At 61.8% G+C, this 19,075-nt stretch carries 17 protein-coding genes; 11 read left to right on the top strand and 6 right to left on the bottom strand.

Annotation, left to right across the window (positions count from 1 at the left end; all coding sequences use genetic code 11):
- Nucleotides 1–95 precede the first annotated feature (95 nt).
- Together typA and thiI are read right to left on the bottom strand one after the other, a co-directional pair.
- The gene (gene typA / locus QRN70_RS20170) at nt 96–1,916 is read right to left on the bottom strand and encodes a translational GTPase TypA (protein ID WP_007952502.1); all 1,821 of its coding nucleotides are present in this window, start codon (nt 1,914–1,916) and stop codon (nt 96–98) included.
- Nucleotides 1,917–2,055: 139 nt separating this feature from the next.
- Nucleotides 2,056–3,510 (bottom strand): tRNA uracil 4-sulfurtransferase ThiI, encoded by a 1,455-nt coding sequence (gene thiI, locus QRN70_RS20165; RefSeq protein WP_285419664.1) that lies wholly within the window; start codon nt 3,508–3,510, stop codon nt 2,056–2,058.
- A 328-nt stretch (nt 3,511–3,838) separates the two neighbouring features.
- Here thiI and glnA point away from each other — a divergent pair, with 328 nt between their 5' ends.
- The 6 genes from glnA to ntrC all read left to right on the top strand — a co-directional run bounded on the left by glnA (nt 3,839) and on the right by ntrC (nt 10,702).
- Nucleotides 3,839–5,245 (top strand): glutamate--ammonia ligase, encoded by a 1,407-nt coding sequence (gene glnA, locus QRN70_RS20160; protein WP_085712782.1) that lies wholly within the window; start codon nt 3,839–3,841, stop codon nt 5,243–5,245.
- Nucleotides 5,246–5,372: 127 nt separating this feature from the next.
- The gene (locus QRN70_RS20155) at nt 5,373–6,716 is read left to right on the top strand and encodes a toxin-antitoxin system YwqK family antitoxin (protein WP_285419663.1); all 1,344 of its coding nucleotides are present in this window, start codon (nt 5,373–5,375) and stop codon (nt 6,714–6,716) included.
- Nucleotides 6,717–6,816: 100 nt separating this feature from the next.
- Nucleotides 6,817–7,329, top strand: a complete 513-nt coding sequence (locus QRN70_RS20150) for a DUF4124 domain-containing protein (RefSeq protein ID WP_285419662.1) — start codon at nt 6,817–6,819, stop codon at nt 7,327–7,329.
- The gene (locus QRN70_RS20145; protein ID WP_285419661.1) at nt 7,326–7,952 is read left to right on the top strand and encodes a DUF4124 domain-containing protein; all 627 of its coding nucleotides are present in this window, start codon (nt 7,326–7,328) and stop codon (nt 7,950–7,952) included. Before QRN70_RS20150 ends, QRN70_RS20145 begins: the two co-directional genes overlap by 4 nt.
- Nucleotides 7,953–8,183: 231 nt before the next feature.
- Nucleotides 8,184–9,269, top strand: a complete 1,086-nt coding sequence (gene glnL / locus QRN70_RS20140) for a nitrogen regulation protein NR(II) (RefSeq protein ID WP_285419660.1) — start codon at nt 8,184–8,186, stop codon at nt 9,267–9,269.
- Nucleotides 9,266–10,702, top strand: a complete 1,437-nt coding sequence (ntrC, locus tag QRN70_RS20135) for a nitrogen regulation protein NR(I) (protein WP_090280245.1) — start codon at nt 9,266–9,268, stop codon at nt 10,700–10,702. The genes glnL and ntrC overlap by 4 nt, the downstream gene beginning before the upstream one ends.
- A 656-nt stretch (nt 10,703–11,358) precedes the next feature.
- Here the strand turns inward: ntrC and QRN70_RS20130 are convergent.
- Nucleotides 11,359–11,799, bottom strand: coding sequence for a hypothetical protein (locus QRN70_RS20130; protein WP_285419659.1), 441 nt, complete (start codon nt 11,797–11,799; stop codon nt 11,359–11,361).
- Between QRN70_RS20130 and QRN70_RS20125 the strand changes: the two genes are divergently transcribed.
- Nucleotides 11,798–12,253 carry a tRNA (cytidine(34)-2'-O)-methyltransferase gene (locus QRN70_RS20125; protein ID WP_285419658.1) on the top strand — a complete coding sequence of 152 codons (456 nt, stop codon included), beginning with the start codon at nt 11,798–11,800 and terminating at the stop codon, nt 12,251–12,253. The genes QRN70_RS20130 and QRN70_RS20125 overlap by 2 nt on opposite strands.
- Before the next feature lie 194 nt (nt 12,254–12,447).
- Here the strand turns inward: QRN70_RS20125 and secB are convergent, their stop codons facing one another.
- From secB to QRN70_RS20110, 3 genes are all read right to left on the bottom strand, one after another.
- On the bottom strand, nt 12,448–12,933 hold the full coding sequence (gene secB / locus QRN70_RS20120; RefSeq protein ID WP_285419657.1) for a protein-export chaperone SecB: 486 nt from the start codon (nt 12,931–12,933) through the stop codon (nt 12,448–12,450).
- A 62-nt stretch (nt 12,934–12,995) separates the two neighbouring features.
- Entirely contained in the window at nt 12,996–13,250 is a 255-nt protein-coding gene (gene grxC / locus QRN70_RS20115; protein WP_285419656.1) for a glutaredoxin 3, read from the bottom strand.
- Nucleotide 13,251: 1 nt separating this feature from the next.
- The gene (locus QRN70_RS20110; RefSeq protein ID WP_285419655.1) at nt 13,252–13,665 is read right to left on the bottom strand and encodes a rhodanese-like domain-containing protein; all 414 of its coding nucleotides are present in this window, start codon (nt 13,663–13,665) and stop codon (nt 13,252–13,254) included.
- Between the two features lie 153 nt (nt 13,666–13,818).
- Between QRN70_RS20110 and gpmI the strand changes: the two genes are divergently transcribed.
- From gpmI to QRN70_RS20090, 4 genes are all read left to right on the top strand, one after another.
- On the top strand, nt 13,819–15,348 hold the full coding sequence (gene gpmI, locus QRN70_RS20105; protein WP_285419654.1) for a 2,3-bisphosphoglycerate-independent phosphoglycerate mutase: 1,530 nt from the start codon (nt 13,819–13,821) through the stop codon (nt 15,346–15,348).
- A gap of 251 nt (nt 15,349–15,599) precedes the next feature.
- Nucleotides 15,600–16,886, top strand: coding sequence for a murein hydrolase activator EnvC family protein (locus tag QRN70_RS20100; RefSeq protein ID WP_285419653.1), 1,287 nt, complete (start codon nt 15,600–15,602; stop codon nt 16,884–16,886).
- A 31-nt stretch (nt 16,887–16,917) separates the two neighbouring features.
- Nucleotides 16,918–18,237 carry a S41 family peptidase gene (locus tag QRN70_RS20095; protein WP_285419652.1) on the top strand — a complete coding sequence of 440 codons (1,320 nt, stop codon included), beginning with the start codon at nt 16,918–16,920 and terminating at the stop codon, nt 18,235–18,237.
- A 2-nt stretch (nt 18,238–18,239) separates the two neighbouring features.
- On the top strand, nt 18,240–19,016 hold the full coding sequence (locus QRN70_RS20090) for a divergent polysaccharide deacetylase family protein (protein WP_285419651.1): 777 nt from the start codon (nt 18,240–18,242) through the stop codon (nt 19,014–19,016).
- The last annotated feature ends 59 nt before the right edge of the window (nt 19,017–19,075 follow it).

Below are 19,075 nucleotides of genomic sequence, written 5' to 3'. Positions count from 1 at the left end.
CGAAGGGGCCAGCACAAACACCGCACAAATCCCGGACAAACAAAAACGCCCCCGGTCTCGCGACCGGGGGCGTTTTTTTCAGCCTTGGCTAAATCTTATGCCTTGGCTTTCTTGGCAGCGCGGGTACGCTCGCTTTCGTCCAGGATCTTCTTGCGAAGACGGATGGACTTAGGCGTAACTTCGCACAGCTCGTCTTCCTGGATGTATTCCAGAGCCTGTTCCAGGGTGAAGCGAACAGGTGGGACCAGAGCGATGGTTTCGTCTTTACCCGAAGCACGCATGTTGTCGAGCTTCTTGCCTTTGGTTGGGTTCACACCCAGGTCGTTGTCGCGGCTGTTCTGACCAACGATCTGACCGTTGTAGATCTCCTGGCCGTGTTCTACGAACAGCTTGCCACGAGCCTGCAGGGTTTCCAGGGAGTAGGTCAGTGCCTTGCCGGTTTCAACCGAAACCAGAACGCCGTTCTGACGGCCGGACATGTGGCCCGACTTCACTGGAGCGTAACGGTCGAAGATCGAGGTCAGGATGCCAGCACCGTTGGTCAGGGTCAGGAACTGGTTACGGAAACCGATCAGACCGCGAGCAGGGATGTTGTATTCCAGACGAACACGGCCCTTGCCATCCGGCACCATGTTGCTCAGGTCGCCCTTACGCAGACCCATCTCTTCCATGACCTTGCCCTGCGATTCTTCAGGGATGTCGATGGTCACGTTTTCGAACGGTTCCTGCTTCACGCCGTCGACTTCACGGATGATCACTTCAGGACGGCCCAGGGCCAGCTCGAAGCCTTCGCGACGCATGGTTTCGATCAGTACCGAGAGGTGCAGCTCACCACGGCCGGACACCTTGAACTTGTCAGCTGAGTCGCCTTCTTCAACGCGCAGTGCAACGTTGTACAGCAGCTCTTTGTCCAGACGATCCTTGATGTTACGGGAGGTCACGAACTTGCCTTCTTTACCGCAGAATGGCGAGTCGTTGACCTGGAAGGTCATGGAAACGGTTGGCTCGTCAACGGTCAGTGGCTTCATCGCCTCGACATTGTTGATGTCGCACAGGGTGTCGGAAATGAACAGCTCGTCGAAACCGCTGATGCAGACGATGTCGCCGGCCGCTGCTTCTTCAACGTCAACGCGGTGCAGACCGTGGTGACCCATCAGCTTCAGGATACGACCGTTGCGGCGCTTGCCGTCGGCGCTGATAGCGACAACCGGGGTGTTCGGCTTGACGCGACCACGGGCGATACGGCCAACACCGATCACACCCAGGAAGCTGTTGTAGTCCAGAGCGGAGATCTGCATCTGGAACGGACCGTCACGGTCAACGGCCGGAGGCGGAACGTGGTCGACTACCGCTTGGTACAGCGCGGTCATGTCTTCGCCCATGGCGGTGTGGTCCAGACCGGCGATGCCGTTCAGGGCCGAGGCGTAAACCACCTGGAAGTCCAGTTGTTCTTCGGTTGCACCGAGGTTGTCGAACAGGTCGAAGATCTGGTCCAGAACCCAGTCCGGACGCGCGCCTGGACGGTCGACCTTGTTGATCACCACGATCGGACGCAGGCCGGCTTCGAACGCCTTCTTGGTCACGAAACGGGTTTGCGGCATAGGGCCGTCCTGAGCGTCGACCAGCAGCAGCACGGAGTCGACCATCGACATTACGCGCTCTACTTCACCGCCGAAGTCGGCGTGGCCCGGGGTGTCCACGATGTTGATGTGGTAGCCGTTCCAGTTGATGGCGGTGTTTTTCGCCAGAATGGTAATACCGCGCTCTTTTTCCTGGTCGTTGGAGTCCATCACGCGCTCGTCGTTGAGCTCGTTGCGCTCCAGGGTGCCGGATTGACGCAGGAGTTTGTCTACCAGGGTGGTCTTACCATGGTCAACGTGGGCAATGATGGCGATGTTGCGTAGATTTTCGATCACTTGTGTATCTCGATCAGAGGATTCGGTTTGCTGACAAGTCTTGGCAGCGATTGACAGTAGTGTCCGGCATGGCCGTTACAGCTTGACGGCGGTGTCGGGGGGCCGGTGACGCAGGCCACAGGCAAACAGCCCCGGGCACTTAGCTCGGTCGATAAACGCGCACATTGGCATGCCCCTCACTGAGCAAATGGTGGGCATGCAGGCGACTCATCACGCCTTTGTCGCAATACAGCAGGTACTGGCGAGTAGGGTCCAGTTCCTTGAAACGAGCGTTCACAGCGTAAAACGGCATCGTCTGTACCTCTACGCCGGCGATTTCCAGCGGGTCATCCTCGGCGGCATCCGGGTGGCGGATGTCGATAACGATCTGACCGGCCAGCGCTTCGCCGACTTCTTCGATCTGCAAGTCCTGGCCCAATTCGTCGATCACCCGATCGATCGGCACCAGTTTGGCGTTGGCGAGCGCACGCTCGAGCACCGCCATGTCGAATTCTTTCTCTTCGTGCTCGACCCGGTAGCGCTTGGCGGCGGTCTTCGGATTGACCGAGATGACCCCGCAGTACTCCGGCATGTGCCGGGCGAAATCGGCGGTGCCGATCGCGTTGGCCGTGTCGATGATGTCCTGCTTGTGGGCGACGATCAGCGGGCGCAGGACCAGTTTGTCGGTCACGCAGTCGATCACCGACAGGTTCGGCAGCGTCTGGCTCGAAACCTGGGAGATCGCTTCGCCGGTGACCAGCGCATCGATGTGCAGGCGGTCGGCGATGGCGGAGGACGCGCGCAACATCATACGCTTCAAAACCACGCCCATATGGCTGTTATCGACTTTGCCGAGAATTTCGCCCAGCACTTCCTCGAACGGCACACTGACAAATAGCACGCGTTGCGAGCTGCCGTACTTCTTCCAGATGAAGTGCGCGACTTCCATCACGCCCAATTCGTGGGCACGGCCGCCGAGATTGAAGAAGCAGAAGTGCGCCATCAGGCCGCGGCGCATGATCTGGTAGGCGGCAACCGTCGAGTCAAAGCCGCCGGACATCAATACCAGGGTCTGCTCCAGCGCGCCGAGCGGGTAGCCGCCGATGCCTTCGTGCTGGCTGTGGATAACGAACAACCGTTGGTCGCGAACTTCGATGCGCACTTCGATTTCGGGCGCCTTGAGGTCGATTCCGGCAGCACCGCACTCACGACGCAGCTTGCTGCCGACGTATTTTTCGACGTCCATCGAGCTGAACGGGTGCTTGCCCGCACGCTTGCAGCGCACCGAGAAAATCTTCCCGGCCAGCGCGTCGCCGTAGTGCTGTTTGCACTTCTCGGTGATGTCGTCGAAGTCGCCCAGCGGGTACTCGTCGATCTGCAGAAAGTGCGCGACGCCCGGCATGCAGCTCAGGCGCTCGCCCATCTCTTTCAAGGCCTTGGGCTCGGTGACGCGGGTTTCCAGCTCGAGATTGTCCCACACACCGTTCACCACCACGGCCGGGTCCAGGTCACGGAGCACGGTGCGGATGTTCTTGGCCAGCTGGCGGATGAATTTCGTCCGGACAGGTCGGCTTTTGATGGTGATCTCGGGGAAGACTTTTACGATTAGTTTCATGAAAACAGCGCGCGCAGGGCCTGCCGAAAAAGGGGGGCGCGGATTATAGCGGAAATTGCTCAAGGTTTAACCAGTTAATGTGCAGAAGGTTTTGCACGCACCAAAACGGGTCATTTTTCATTTCGCACGCTACATTAGGGGGCGATATTTTCGCCTATATGGCGCATTACGCCCCTGAAAGCGTGAATTTGGGGCAAAAAACCCATGCTGGGGCACTGGCATGCAATTTGCTCCCTTGTGAGGCAGGTTGCCTTGGCAGAGTATCTGCGCCGGCATCACCCTTATTAAGGGCATCCACTACCAAGCCCTAAGCCACCCGGAGGACACTATGTCGAAGTCGGTTCAACTCATCAAAGATCATGACGTCAAGTGGATTGATCTGCGCTTCACGGACACCAAAGGCACTCAGCACCACGTGACCATGCCGGCTCGCGATGCGCTGGAAGACGACTTCTTCGAAGTCGGCAAGATGTTCGACGGTTCCTCCATCGCTGGCTGGAAAGGCATCGAAGCCTCCGACATGATCCTGCTGCCGGACGACGAAACGGCGGTCCTCGACCCGTTCACCGAAGAGCCGACCCTGATCCTGGTCTGCGACATCATCGAACCTTCGACCATGCAAGGTTACGATCGCGACCCGCGCGCCATCGCCCACCGCGCCGAGGAATACCTCAAGACCACCGGTATCGGTGACACCGTATTCGCCGGTCCGGAGCCAGAGTTCTTCATCTTCGACGAAGTGAAGTTCAAGTCCGACATCTCCGGCTCGATGTTCAAGATCTACTCCGAGCAAGGCTCGTGGATGTCCGACCAGGACGTGGAAGGCGGCAACAAGGGCCACCGTCCAGGCGTCAAGGGCGGCTACTTCCCGGTTCCGCCGTTCGACCACGACCACGAAATCCGTACCGCCATGTGCAACGCACTGGAAGAAATGGGTCAGACCGTCGAAGTTCACCACCACGAAGTGGCGACTGCCGGCCAGAACGAAATCGGCGTCAAGTTCAACACCCTGGTGAAGAAGGCTGACGAAGTTCAGACCCTGAAGTACGTTGTGCACAACGTTGCCGACGCTTACGGCCGCACCGCGACCTTCATGCCGAAGCCACTGTACGGCGACAACGGTTCGGGCATGCACGTGCACATGTCCATCGCCAAAGACGGCAAGAACACCTTCGCTGGCGAAGGCTATGCAGGCCTGTCCGAAACCGCCCTGTACTTCATCGGCGGTATCATCAAGCACGGTAAGGCGCTGAACGGCTTCACCAACCCGGCCACCAACTCCTACAAGCGTCTGGTGCCAGGTTTCGAAGCGCCGGTCATGCTGGCCTACTCGGCACGCAACCGTTCCGCCTCGATCCGTATTCCTTACGTCAACAGCCCACGCGGCCGTCGTATCGAAGCGCGTTTCCCGGATCCGGCTGCCAACCCGTACCTGGCTTTCGCAGCACTGCTGATGGCCGGTCTGGACGGTATCCAGAACAAGATCCACCCAGGCGATGCAGCGGACAAAAACCTGTACGACCTGCCGCCTGAAGAGGCGAAAGAGATCCCGCAAGTGTGCGGCAGCCTGAAAGAAGCCCTGGAAGAGCTGGACAAGGGCCGTGCGTTCCTGACCAAGGGCGGCGTGTTCTCCGACGACTTCATCGACGCTTACATCGCGCTGAAATCCGAAGAAGAAATCAAGGTCCGCACCTTCGTGCACCCACTGGAATATGAGCTGTACTACAGCTGCTGATCCGGTAGCGCCGCGCTCCGTGGCGTGACACAGAGAGGCCTCCTTCGGGAGGCCTTTTTTGTGCCCGCGCATCCGTGGATAATCCGCCACCTCTGCGCCACGACGGCGCCTTGACGAAGGGATTCGCATGAAGTGGTTATGGGCCATCGCCCTGACGGCCGGCCTCGCCTGCCAAATGGCCGGCGCAGCAGCGTTCTATGAAGACAAACCGTTGGCCCACCCGCTGATCGAGGGCTTGCAGGAAAGCTCGGCCACGCTGGCATTCATCAAGGAAGCCAGCGGGGTGAAGGGTTACTACTGCGTTTGCAACACGCCCGAGGCAAACCCGCAACTGCTGGATGACTTCGGCCAGGCCTCCATCGAATCGGTCTTCCTCATGTCGCTCGACAGCGAAGACCCCACCCGCTTCGTGCTGTTCCGGGAAAACGACCGTTACCGGATCTACGCCTACAAATACGACGCCAACGACCACCTCTACAGCCGTGTCACCGCGCTGCAACCAGCGCTGGATCGCATCACTGCGGGCCAGAAACGCCTGGACGCGCTGACCATCAAGAAAGCCCTGGGCCTGATCACCCCGCTCAACTACCGCTTCTACTACGAAGCGTCCGGCGTACCAGAGTTTGACCAGCTCGACCTCACCCAAGGGAAACTGGTGGGTTATTACGGCCAATACTACGACCCGTTGAGCGATCCGACGCCCGAGGCCGAGCCATACTTCTTCAAGAAAACCTATGCGCAAAGGGACGGCCGCTTTCTCACCGTTACCTTCTGGCGCTGGCTCGACATCACTCGCGTCGAGGGCCATCGCACGCTCTACAACTATCGGGTCAGACGTATTGCCTGGGAAACCGACCCGGCCAAATTCACCGGCAGCGAAGATGGCCCATCGGTGTCTTATGATTCTGATGCGATTTCCGCTCAAGGTAGCTACAGCCACGGTGTACGCGTCGGTCCGTGGTCCTTTGACAAGGACGAGAAATATTCGGAGTCCGGCCAGTTCGCAGAGGGTAAACGGCAGGGACACTGGAGCATTTACCAGGACGGGCAAACGCTGGAGGGCGAGTACCACAATGATTTGCGCGAGGGCCGCTGGCAGCTGTTCAACTACGACGCGATGGAATGGGTCGCGAGCGGGTTTCAGACCTATGCCCACGGTGAACTCAATGGCCCGAGCGAGCTGACCACCGGCACCAGCACCGAGCGTGGCAATTACGTCGACGGCAAGCGCCAGGGTCCATGGCTGACAGCGGCAGGCAGCGGTAACTACACCGACGATCTGCAAAGTGGCTTGTGGACGCTCAAGGCCGACAACGGGCATACCCAGACGGTGAATTTCGTCGCCGGAAAAAAGCACGGCGAATTGCGCGACAGCGACGCCAATGGCGTGCTGGTGTTTATCGAGCACTACACCGCGGGTGTGCTGTCCGGTGCCCGGCAGACCATGGACGGGGCAGACGCTTCACGGTAGAGAACCCGCACCGATTGTGTCAGCGGATATTGAACCGATTGGGCTTACTGCCGCCCCTGGCCTATGCTGCACCCCATCGCTTTGGTTTCCGGTCAAGTCCATGGGGCGCACCTTTCTTTACCTACTGCTGCTGATCGCCTTGCCCGCCAGCGCGCAGATCTACAAGTACACCGATGCCGGCGGCAACACGGTCTACAGCGATCATGCGCCCGACGGCGTGCAGGCGCAGCCGGTCGAGCTGCCGCCGCTCAACAGCGTCGAGCCTCAGACGCCGAGCGCACCCGCTGCGCCGATCTCCGATAGCCGTGAGCCCGTGCGCAGCGCCTACGAGATTCTCGAACTGGGCGGCCTGCCCACCGAGGAGGCCCTGCGCGCCAACAACGGCACCTTCACCGTCAACGTACTGATCAAGCCACGCTTGCAAGCGCCGCATCAGTTGCGCCTGGTCATGGACGGCGAACCCTACGGGCAGCCGAGCAATGTGCCGATCATGCAACTGGTCAATGTCGATCGCGGCGAGCATCGCCTCGCCGTGCAGGTGATCGATGGCGCGTCGATCATCCAGCAGAGCCCGGTGGTGACGTTCACCGTGCAACGGGTGCACAAGCCGTGAGGCGCGCTCTGCTCGCCGGGTGCCTTGGCCTGATCGTGTTCAGCGCCTCGGCCGAGGTCTTCACCTACGTCGACGTCCAGGGCAATCGGGTGTTCACCGACCAGCCGCGCCCCGGAAATGCCAGGCGCGTACCGCTGACCACCAGCAACCGCATGCCGGCCAACCCGACCGGCGCCGCGCCGTTGACCGCTGCGCAGAAGCCGGTAGAACCTGCGTTGTTCCGCTACGACATGCTGCGCGTGCTCATCCCCGAACCGGACGCCACCATTCGCAGCAGTGCCGGCGAGCTGATCGTCAGCGTCACCAGCGAGCCGGGCCTGCAGAAGGGCCATCGCTACCGTCTGCTGCTGGACGGCCAGGCCACCGGCGAACCCGGCCTGAGCCCGGTGTTCCCGCTGAGCAACGTTGACCGCGGCAGCCACAACCTGGCGGTGGAAATCCTCGACGCCGAAGGCCGCATCGTCGAGCGCACGGCCAATCAACCGTTCCACATGCTGCGCATTTCGCTGGCGCAGAAACGCCAGGTCAAACCCTGCGTCAGCGAAGACTACGGCGTGCGTCCCGAATGTCCGCTCAAGGACAAACCCGCCGAAGAAAAAAATCCCTTCCTGCGGTTCTTCTAACGCCGTTCAGCTTTGCGCACTATATTGGTGCAATAGCCTGCACCGTACCCACATCGCAACCCATTTTGGTTCGAAACTACCCGACGAAGCTGGCCGACTGCCACGCAAACGAGCGTCAAACGCCCGTTTCAGGCAGCGAACGCTTCTTTTCGGAGCCTTGGTTTGGTTTTTGCATTTTCCGTTCAACGACGCTTGCTTCTTGCGCACGCTCCGCCCCCAAAAGAGGCTCTGATGACTATAAGTGACGCCATTCACCGTTTGCTGCTCGACAACCTGACCACCGCGACCATCCTGCTCGACGCCGAACTGCGCCTCGAGTACATGAATCCGGCGGCGGAGATGCTGCTGGCCATCAGCGGCCAGCGCAGCCATGGCCAGTTCATCAGCGAGCTGTTCACCGAGTCCGCCGAAGCGCTCAACTCGTTGCGCCAGGCCGTGGAACAGGCCCATCCGTTCACCAAGCGCGAAGCGATGCTCACCGCCCTCACCGGCCAGACCCTGACCGTCGACTATGCGGTGACGCCGATCCTCAGCAACGGCGCGACCATGCTCCTGCTGGAGGTGCACCCGCGTGACCGTCTGCTGCGGATCACCAAGGAAGAGGCGCAACTGTCCAAGCAGGAAACCAGCAAGATGCTGGTGCGCGGCCTCGCCCACGAGATCAAGAACCCGCTGGGCGGCATCCGTGGCGCCGCGCAATTGCTGGCCCGCGAACTGCCGGAAGACAGCCTGCGCGACTACACCAACGTGATCATTGAAGAGGCCGACCGCCTGCGCAATCTGGTCGACCGCATGCTCGGCTCGAACAAACTGCCGTCGCTGGCGCTGTGCAACGTTCACGAAGTACTGGAGCGCGTTTGCCATCTGGTCGAGGCGGAAAGCCAGGGCTGCATCACCCTGGTGCGCGACTACGACCCGAGCATCCCCGACGTACTGATCGACCGCGAGCAAATGATTCAGGCCGTGTTGAACATCGTGCGCAACGCCATGCAGGCCATCAGCAGCCAGAACGAGCTGCGCCTGGGCCGCATCAGCCTGCGTACCCGGGCGATGCGCCAGTTCACCATCGGCCACATCCGCCATCGCCTGGTGACCAAGATCGAAATCATCGACAACGGCCCGGGCATCCCCGCGGAACTCCAGGAAACCATTTTCTTTCCCATGGTCAGCGGCCGTCCGGACGGTACCGGGCTGGGCCTGGCCATCACCCAGAACATCATCAGCCAGCACCAGGGCCTGATCGAATGTGACAGCCATCCAGGCCACACCACGTTCTCGATCTTTCTGCCACTGGAACAAGGAGCCACATCGACATGAGCCGTAGTGAAACCGTGTGGATCGTCGATGACGACCGTTCAATCCGTTGGGTCCTGGAAAAAGCCCTGCAACAGGAAGGCATGACCACCCAGAGCTTCGACAGCGCCGACGGCGTGATGAGCCGCCTGGCCCGCCAGCAGCCGGACGTGATCATCTCCGACATCCGCATGCCGGGTGCCAGTGGCCTCGACCTGCTGGCGCGGATTCGCGAGCAGCACCCACGGTTGCCGGTGATCATCATGACCGCTCACTCCGACCTGGACAGCGCTGTCGCCTCCTATCAGGGCGGTGCGTTCGAGTACCTGCCCAAGCCGTTCGACGTCGACGAAGCCGTGTCGCTGGTCAAGCGCGCCAACCAGCACGCCCAGGAACAACAAGGCCTGGAAGTGGTGCCGGCGCTGACCCGCACGCCGGAAATCATCGGCGAAGCGCCGGCGATGCAGGAAGTGTTTCGCGCCATCGGCCGCTTGAGTCACTCCAACATCACCGTGCTGATCAACGGCGAGTCCGGCACCGGTAAAGAGCTGGTGGCCCACGCTCTGCACCGCCACAGTCCACGGGCGGCCTCGCCGTTCATTGCGCTGAACATGGCGGCGATTCCCAAGGACCTGATGGAGTCCGAGCTGTTCGGCCACGAGAAAGGCGCGTTCACCGGCGCGGCCAACCTGCGCCGCGGGCGCTTCGAGCAAGCGGACGGCGGTACGCTGTTCCTCGACGAAATCGGCGACATGCCGGCCGACACCCAGACTCGCCTGCTGCGCGTCTTGGCCGATGGCGAGTTCTATCGGGTCGGCGGTCATGTGCCGGTCAAGGTCGACGTACGGATCATCGCCGCGACGCACCAGAACCTGGAAACCCTGGTGCACGCCGGCAAATTCCGTGAGGACTTGTTCCACCGCCTCAACGTGATCCGCATCCATATTCCGCGCCTGTCGGACCGTCGCGAAGACATTCCGACCCTGGCCAAGCACTTCCTCAGCCGCGCCGCGCAGGAACTGGCGGTGGAGCCGAAGCTGCTCAAAAGCGAAACCGAGGAATACCTGAAGAACCTGCCGTGGCCAGGCAACGTGCGGCAACTGGAGAACACCTGCCGCTGGATCACCGTGATGGCCTCCGGGCGCGAGGTGCACATCAGCGACCTGCCGCCGGAGCTGCTGAACCTGCCGCAGGATTCGGCCCCCGTGACCAATTGGGAGCAGGCGCTGCGCCAGTGGGCTGACCAGGCCCTGGCGCGCGGCCAGTCGAGCCTGCTCGACAGCGCGGTGCCGGCGTTCGAGCGGATCATGATCGAGACGGCGCTGAAGCACACGGCCGGACGTCGGCGTGATGCGGCAGTGTTGCTGGGTTGGGGGCGCAATACCCTGACGCGCAAGATCAAGGAACTGGGGATGAAGGTTGATGGCGGGGATGACGATGAGGGGGATGAGGGCTGACGGTTCGTACGCTACCCCTCCCTTCAGCCCTCTCCCAATGGGAGAGGGCGCAGATCCTGGGTGTTTCGAAACCTGAGTTCGGCTCGATATTTCATCTCGGCGTATCTTGAACCGGCAACGCGGTCAGTCCCCTCTCCCTCTGGGAGAGGGTTAGGGTTAGCGGCCACCGTGCACCGCATCAATGCACAATGACCCGCGATCGCGCACAGCCGCATCGCCGCACTCCCCCCGAAAAACACTGGAAAACCCTTTTTTCACAATCACGAAAGCCCCGAATTACGGGGCTTTCGTGTTTCCGATCAGTTTTTTTGTTTCAACAGGTGAAAACCTGGCACGCCCCCTGCAATACCTCTCACAGGTGATTCGTTTCACCACCCGTTTCGGGGACCTTGGTACAGGCAGGCCGGGGAATCCCCTCTTTACACCAGGCTCGCAGCGCCAACGCGAAGAGCCGACCCTTTTGGGATCCTTGGTACAGGCAGGCCGGGGGTTCCCTCTTTACACCGGACGCGAGCGCCGCTGCGCCAGTCCACGCCGTTTTGGGGCCTCTGATACAGGCAGGTCAGGGGTTCCTTCTTTACACCGGCCCCGACGCCGACGCGTCGCGGCCGCCCCTTTCGGGAACCTTGGTACAGGCAGGCCGGGGATTCCCTCTTTTATTGCTCGCGCAGATGAATCTCCAGCCGCCAGCGGTCATCGACCGCCTGGCCGGCCCAGTCGCCCTGCAGCGGCCGCGCCGCCACCAGCGTCAGCAACAAGCCACCGTCACTCAAGCGCGTACGCCAGTTCACGTCCTTGCCGTTGAGCTTGAGCTGGCCTTTCTGTGCCTGGCCCGCGGCCTCGAACAACAACGCCACGCTGCCATCGACGATCTCGCCGTGCAGCGGCGGCGCGTTGTTGAACCACAGCGCCAAACCGTCGTCGAGTACCTCGACCTGCTGCAATACGCTTGGCTCGGGCGTGGTCAGGCGACCGATCATCAGCCCGACCATCAGCCCGAAAATCGCCAGCGAGGCCATCACCCGCGGGAATAGTTTCGAACGCGGATCCACGGGCGGCGTAGAATGCGCGTCATCTTTACCTTCGGAGCCGTGCATGTTTCACGTCATCCTTTTTCAACCGGAAATTCCGCCGAACACCGGCAACGTTATCAGGCTGTGCGCCAACAGTGGCTGCCACCTGCATTTGATCGAACCGCTGGGCTTCGAGATGGACGACAAACGCTTGCGCCGCGCCGGTCTCGACTACCACGAGTATGCCACCCTGCAACGCCATGCCGACCTCGCCAGTTGCCTGGAGAGCCTCGGCCAGCCGCGCGTGTTCGCCTTCACCACCAAGGGCTCGCGGCCGTTTCACGATGCCGCGTTCATCCCCGGCGACGCGTTCCTGTTCGGTCCGGAAAGCCGTGGCCTGCCGGCGGAGGTGCTCGATGCCCTGCCCGCCGAACAGCGCCTGCGCCTGCCGATGCGCGAAGGCTGTCGCAGCCTGAACCTGTCCAACACCGTGGCGGTAGCCGTGTACGAAGCGTGGCGGCAGAACGACTTCAAGTAACGCCCTTCGCTTGATCGTTCCCACGCTCGGCGTGGGAATGCAGCCGTGACGCTCCGCGTCACTGGACGCGGTGCGTCCCCAGAGGCATTCCCACGCCGAGCGGGGGAACAATCAACTCCCACGCAGAGCGTGGGAACGATCGGCCAAGAAAAAAGCGCCTGTAACGGCGCTTTTTTCGTTGTTGCAGCGACCGCTTACTGAACGGTCGGGGTCTCGCCGCTTTCCTGCATGCGCTGCAGCTCTTGCGCGTACAGGGCGTCGAAGTTCACCGGGGCCAGCATCAGGGCCGGGAACGAACCACGGGTCACCAGGCTGTCCAGGGTTTCACGCGCGTACGGGAACAGGATGTTCGGGCAGAACGCGCCGAGGGTGTGGCTCATCGAAGCCGCATCGAGGTTCTTGATCAGGAAGATACCGGCCTGCTGCACTTCGGCGATGAAGGCCACTTCCTCGCCGTTCTTCACGGTGACCGACAGGGTCAGCACCACTTCGAAGAAATCGCCTTCCAGCGCTTTCTGGCGGGTGTTCAGATCCAGACCGACGCTCGGCTCCCACTGCTGGCGGAAGATCGCCGGGCTTTTCGGGGCTTCGAAGGACAAGTCACGTACGTAGATGCGCTGCAAGGAGAATTGCGGTGCGGTTTCTTCTTCGCTGGCTGCAGTGTTCTGTTGGTCAGTCATCTCAGATCCTTTCTGATCTTGGGTCTTTTAGGGTTCTTGCTGTGCGATGCGTGTGCAGCAGTTCAGGCCTTGAGCAGCGCGTCGAGTTTGCCGGCGCGCTCCAGGGCATACAAATCGTCACATCCGCCGACGTGGGTGGCGCCGATCCAGATCTGCGGCACGGACGTGCGTCCGGCCTTCTGGGTCATGGCAGCACGAATCTGCGGCTTGCCATCGACCTTGATCTCTTCGAAGGCCACACCTTTGTTCGCGAGCAGTTGCTTGGCGCGCATGCAATAAGGGCAGTAATCGCTGGAGTAGACGACGACTTCAGTCATTTCACTTCACCAACGGCAGGTTGTCGCCTTTCCAGCTGGAGATCCCGCCGGACAGCTTGGCGGCGGTGAAGCCGGATTTCATCAGCTCGCGGGCATGGGTGCCGGCGGTCTGGCCCAGCGCGTCGACCAGAATGATGGTCTTGGCCTTGTATTTTTCCAGCTCGCCGATGCGTGCGGCCAGTTTGTCCTGGGGAATGTTCACCGCGCCGACAATGTGACCGGCGGCGAAATCCTTGCTCGGACGAATGTCCACCACCACGCCCGCTTCCTTGTTGACCAGTGCGGTCAGCTCGCCGGTGCTCAGGCTTTTGCCGCCACCCTGCAGGGTATGCGCCAGCAGCAGAGCCAGCAGAACGACGAAGATACCTACGAGAATGTAGTGGTTAGTGGCAAATTCAATCAGGTGAGCAACCATCGAAGGAGGTTCCAGGGCGTTAAAATGTCGGCCAGTATACACAGCCCCCAAGGTCGGCCAAACCCCGTCCGGCGGTGACGGCGCAGGAACTTCGCTTTAAACTGCCACTCCCTTTTCCATCGCCCTCTTCTTTATTAGCCACGAGTGGATTCCATGACTACCACGCCTAAACCTTTGGTCCTGATGATTCTCGACGGCTTCGGTCACAGCGACAGCCACGAATCGAACGCCGTCTATGCGGCCAGAAAGCCTGTGCTCGATCGCCTGTGGGCCACCGTGCCGAACGGCTTGATCTCGGGCAGCGGCATGGACGTCGGTCTGCCGGACGGTCAGATGGGCAACTCCGAGGTCGGCCACATGAACCTCGGCGCCGGCCGCGTGGTGTATCAGGACTTCACCCGGGTGACCAAGGCGATCCGCGACGGCGAATTCTTCGACAACCCGACCATCTGCGCCGCCGTGGATAAAGCCGTGGCCGCCGGCAAGGCCGTGCACTTCATGGGCCTGCTGTCGGACGGCGGCGTGCACAGCCACCAGGATCACCTGGTCGCCATGGCCGAACTGGCCTTCAAGCGCGGCGCCGAAAAAATCTACCTGCACGCCTTCCTCGACGGTCGCGACACGCCGCCGAAAAGTGCCACCTCGTCGATCGAACTGCTCGACGCGACCTTCCAGGCACTGGGCAAGGGCCGTATCGCCAGCATCGTCGGTCGCTACTACGCAATGGACCGCGACAACCGCTGGGACCGCGTCTCCCAGGCGTACAACCTGATCGTCGACGGCAACGCCGAGTTCAACGCCGCCACGGCCCAGGAAGGCCTGGAAGCGGCGTATGCGCGTGGCGAGAGCGATGAATTCGTCAAGGCCACCACCATCGGCGAGCCGGTCAAGGTGGAGGATGGCGACGCCGTGGTGTTCATGAACTTCCGCGCCGACCGTGCCCGCGAGCTGACCCGAGTGTTCGTCGAGGACGATTTCAAGGAATTCGAGCGCGCGCGCCAGCCGAAACTGGCCGGTTTCGTCATGCTCACCCAATACGCGGCGAGCATCCCCGCGCCGTCGGCCTTCGCCGCCGGCAGCCTGGAAAACGTGCTTGGCGACTACCTGGCGAAGAACGGCAAGACGCAGCTGCGCATTGCCGAAACCGAGAAGTACGCCCACGTGACCTTCTTCTTCTCCGGCGGCCGCGAAGAGCCGTTCCCGGGCGAAGAACGCATCCTGATCCCGTCGCCGAAAGTCGCCACCTATGACCTGCAGCCGGAAATGAGCGCGCCGGAGGTCACCGACCGCATCGTCGACGCCATCGAGCAGCAGCGTTACGACGTGATCGTGGTCAACTACGCCAACGGCGACATGGTCGGTCACAGCGGCGTGTTCGACGCGGCGGTGAAAGCCGTGGAATGCCTGGATACCTGCGTCGGACGCATCGTCGAGGCGCTGGAAAAGGTCGGCGGCGAAGCCCTGATCACCGCCGACCATGGCAACGTCGAGCAGATGGCTGACGAGTCCACCGGCCAGGCGCACACCGCGCACACCACCGAGCCGGTGCCGTTCATCTACGTCGGCAAGCGTGACCTCAAGGTCCGCGAGGGCGGCGTGCTGGCGGACGTGGCGCCGACCATGCTCAAGCTGCTGGGCCTGGAGAAACCGGCGGAAATGACCGGCACTTCGATTCTGGTGTAATCGCCCGTCAAAACACTGCAAAACCCTGTGGGAGCTGGCTTGCCAGCGATAGCAATCTGACAGCCAACAGCTCTGTTGAATGTGCAGACGCCATCGCTGGCAAGCCAGCTCCCACAGTGGTTTATGGGGTTTTCGAAATGGAAATGGACCTCTCTGCCACCCCAGTTATCACACAAGCCCAATTGGGCGTTTTTTTTGCAGCGGCGGGCGGGCATACTAGGCCGTCCCTTACCCTGGTGCCGCCCGCCTCTATGCTTCGCCTCCTGATCGCCCTCGCTCTGACCTGCCTGCTCCAACCGGCCTTCGCTGACGAGCGCGCGCAAACCCAACAACAGTTGGACGCCACGCGTCAGGACATCGCCGAGCTGAAGAAACTGCTGGGCAAGTTGCAGGAAGAAAAATCCGGCGTGCAAAAGGAGCTCAAGGGCACCGAAACCGAGATGGGCAAGCTCGAGAAGCAGGTCGAAGCCCTGCAGAAGGAGCTGAAGAAAAGCGAAGCCGAGCTGCAGCGACTCGATGCGGAGAAAAAAAAACTCCAGAGCGCGCGCACTGAACAGCAACGACTGATCGCCATCCAGGCGCGCGCGGCCTACCAGAACGGTCGGCAGGAATACCTCAAGCTGCTGCTCAACCAGCAGAATCCCGAGAAATTCGCCCGCACCCTCACCTATTACGACTACCTGAGCCAGGCCCGCCTGGAGCAGCTGAAGAATTTCAACGAGACCCTGCGCCAGCTGGCCAATGTCGAAAAAGACATCGCCATGCAGCAGGCGCAACTGCTGGTGCAGCAGAGCAGCCTCGACAGCCAGCGCGAAGCACTCGACAAAGTGCGCAAGGAGCGCCAGCAGGCCCTCGCCAAGCTCAACGACGATGTGAAGGCCCGCGATCAGAAACTCGCCGCCCGCGAGCAGGATCAGGCAGACCTGTCTAAAGTCCTTAAAACCATCGAGGAAACCCTGGCCCGCCAGGCCCGTGAGGCAGAAGAAGCGCGCCAGAAAGCGCTCATCGCCCAGCAGGAAGCCGAAAAAAAGCGCTTGCGTGAGGCCGAGGCGGAAAACAGCGACGCCCCACGCAAACCGGCCAGATCCACACCCGGCGCGCTGGTTTCCAGCAGCGGCGAGACCTTTGGCGGCCCTTTTGCTGCAACCCGGGGAAAACTTCCATGGCCGGTTGATGGTCGACTGCTGGCACGCTTCGGAGAATCCCGTGGCGACGACGCGCGGACCAAGTGGGACGGCGTGATGATCGGCGCCTCCGCCGGCAGCCAGGTGCATGCCGTCCACGGCGGGCGCGTGGTGTTCGCCGACTGGTTGCGCGGCGCCGGGTTGCTGGTGATCCTCGACCACGGCAACGGTTTTCTGAGTCTTTACGGTCACAACCAGACGCTGCTCAAGTCGGCCGGTGATGTGGTCAAGGCCGGTGAGTCCATCTCCACTGTCGGTAACAGTGGCGGGCAGGACACACCAGCGCTGTATTTCGCAATTCGTCAGCAGGGTCACCCGAGTGATCCGGCGCAATGGTGCCGCGCGCAAGGATAAGCGCGCCGCCTAATTCAGGAGTTCGTTCGACATGCTGCATTTGTCCCGCCTTACCTCGCTGGCCCTGACGATCGCCCTGGTGATCGGCGCGCCTCTGGCGTTTGCCGCGCAACCGGCCCCGGCCGTCGCTCCGGCAGGCACCGCCGCCACCAGCAAGGCCCCGCTGCCGCTGGAAGAGTTGCGCACCTTTGCCGAGGTCATGGACCGGATCAAGGCCGCCTATGTCGAGCCGGTGGACGACAAGACCCTGCTGGAAAACGCGATCAAGGGCATGCTCAGCAACCTCGATCCGCACTCCGCCTACCTCGGCCCCGAGGATTTCGCCGAGCTGCAGGAAAGCACCAGCGGCGAATTCGGCGGCCTGGGCATCGAAGTGGGCTCCGAGGACGGCTTCATCAAGGTCGTCTCGCCTATCGACGACACCCCAGCGTCGAAGGCCGGCATCCAGGCCGGTGACTTCATCGTCAAGATCAACGGCCAGCCGACCCGCGGCCAGAGCATGACCGAAGCCGTCGACAAGATGCGCGGCAAGATCGGCCAGAAAATCACCCTGACCCTGGTGCGCGACGGCGGCACGCCGTTCGACGTGACCCTGGCCCGCGCGGTCATCCAGGTCAAGAGCGTCAAGGCGCAACTGCTCGAATCCGGCTACGGCCTGATCCGCATCACCCAGTTCCAGGTCAAGACCGGCGACGAAGTCTCCAAGGCCCTGGCCAAGCTGCGCAAGGACAACGGCAAGAAGCTCAACGGCATCATCCTCGACCTGCGCAACAACCCCGGCGGCGTGTTGCAGGCGGCGGTGGAAGTGGTCGACCACTTCATCACCAAGGGCCTGATCGTCTACACCAAGGGCCGGATCGCCAACTCCGAGCTGCGCTTCTCCGCCACCGGCAAGGACGAAAGCGAAGCGGTGCCGATGGTGGTGCTGATCAACGGTGGCAGCGCCTCGGCTTCGGAAATCGTCGCCGGTGCCCTGCAGGACCAGAAGCGCGCCGTGGTCATGGGCACCACCAGTTTCGGCAAGGGCTCGGTGCAGACCGTGCTGCCGCTGAACAACGACCGTGCGCTGAAGATCACCACCGCGCTGTACTTCACGCCGAACGGCCGCTCGATCCAGGCCCAGGGCATCGTCCCGGACATCGAAGTGCGCAAGGCCAAGATCACCAGCGAGGCGGACGGCGACTACTTCAAGGAAGCCGACCTGCAGGGCCACCTGGGCAACGGCAACGGCGGCGCGGACAAACCGACCGGTTCCGGCGCCAAGGCCAAGGCCATGCCGCAGGATGACGACTACCAGTTGGCCCAGGCCCTGAGCCTGCTCAAAGGCCTGAGCATCACCTCCGGCCGTTGAGGATGGGACTGCGCTTCATCCTTGTCCTGTTGTGCTGCCTGGCGGGTGCTGCTCACGCAGAACCCGCCGGGTCGACGCCGCGCAAAGCCTACCTGAGCCTGATCATCGACGACCTGGGGCAGAACCTGCCCCGCGATCGCCGCGTGCTGGCGCTGCCCGGCCCGGTGACCACGGCGATCATGCCCGACACACCGCACGCCAGCGAATTCGCCCGCGAAGCTCATCGCGCCGGCAAGATCGTGATCCTGCACATGCCGATGGACCCGGCCACCGGGCCGTTCGCCTGGCACCCGGAACTGCCCATCGAGGAACTGCAGAAACGCCTCGACGCCGCGTTCAAACAGGTGCCCTACACCGCCGGGATCAACAACCATATGGGCAGCCGCATGACTGCGCAACCCGCGGCCATGGCCTGGCTGATGGGCGAGTTGCAGCGCCGCCACAAGTTCTTCGTCGACAGCCGTACCAGCGCCCAGACCGTGGCGGCGCAACAGGCGCAGAAGATTGCGCTGGCCAGTGTGTCACGCGACGTGTTTCTCGATGACGAGCGCACCGAAGCGGCGATCCTGACCCAGTTGCAAACGGCGATCAGCCTCGCGCACAAACAGGGTTCGGCGGTGATGATCGGCCACCCCTATCCACAGACACTGGCGGTGCTGGAGCGCGAGTTGCCGAAACTCAAGGCTCAGGGCATCGAGTGGATCGACATCCGGCAGATGATCAGCGTGCGCAGCAATCGCGCGACCGCCGCCCACGGCAAGGACGGGACGTACCGGTAACAGCCTGTCACAACCCTATAAATAGTTACCGCAAGCCACCCCCTGCATCCCCGGATATT

It is taken from the genome of Pseudomonas sp. efr-133-TYG-5, from assembly GCF_030209175.1.
Lineage (GTDB): Bacteria > Pseudomonadota > Gammaproteobacteria > Pseudomonadales > Pseudomonadaceae > Aquipseudomonas.
Note: the sequence above shows the minus strand (reverse complement) of the source record. Positions and strands in the feature narration are given on the sequence as shown.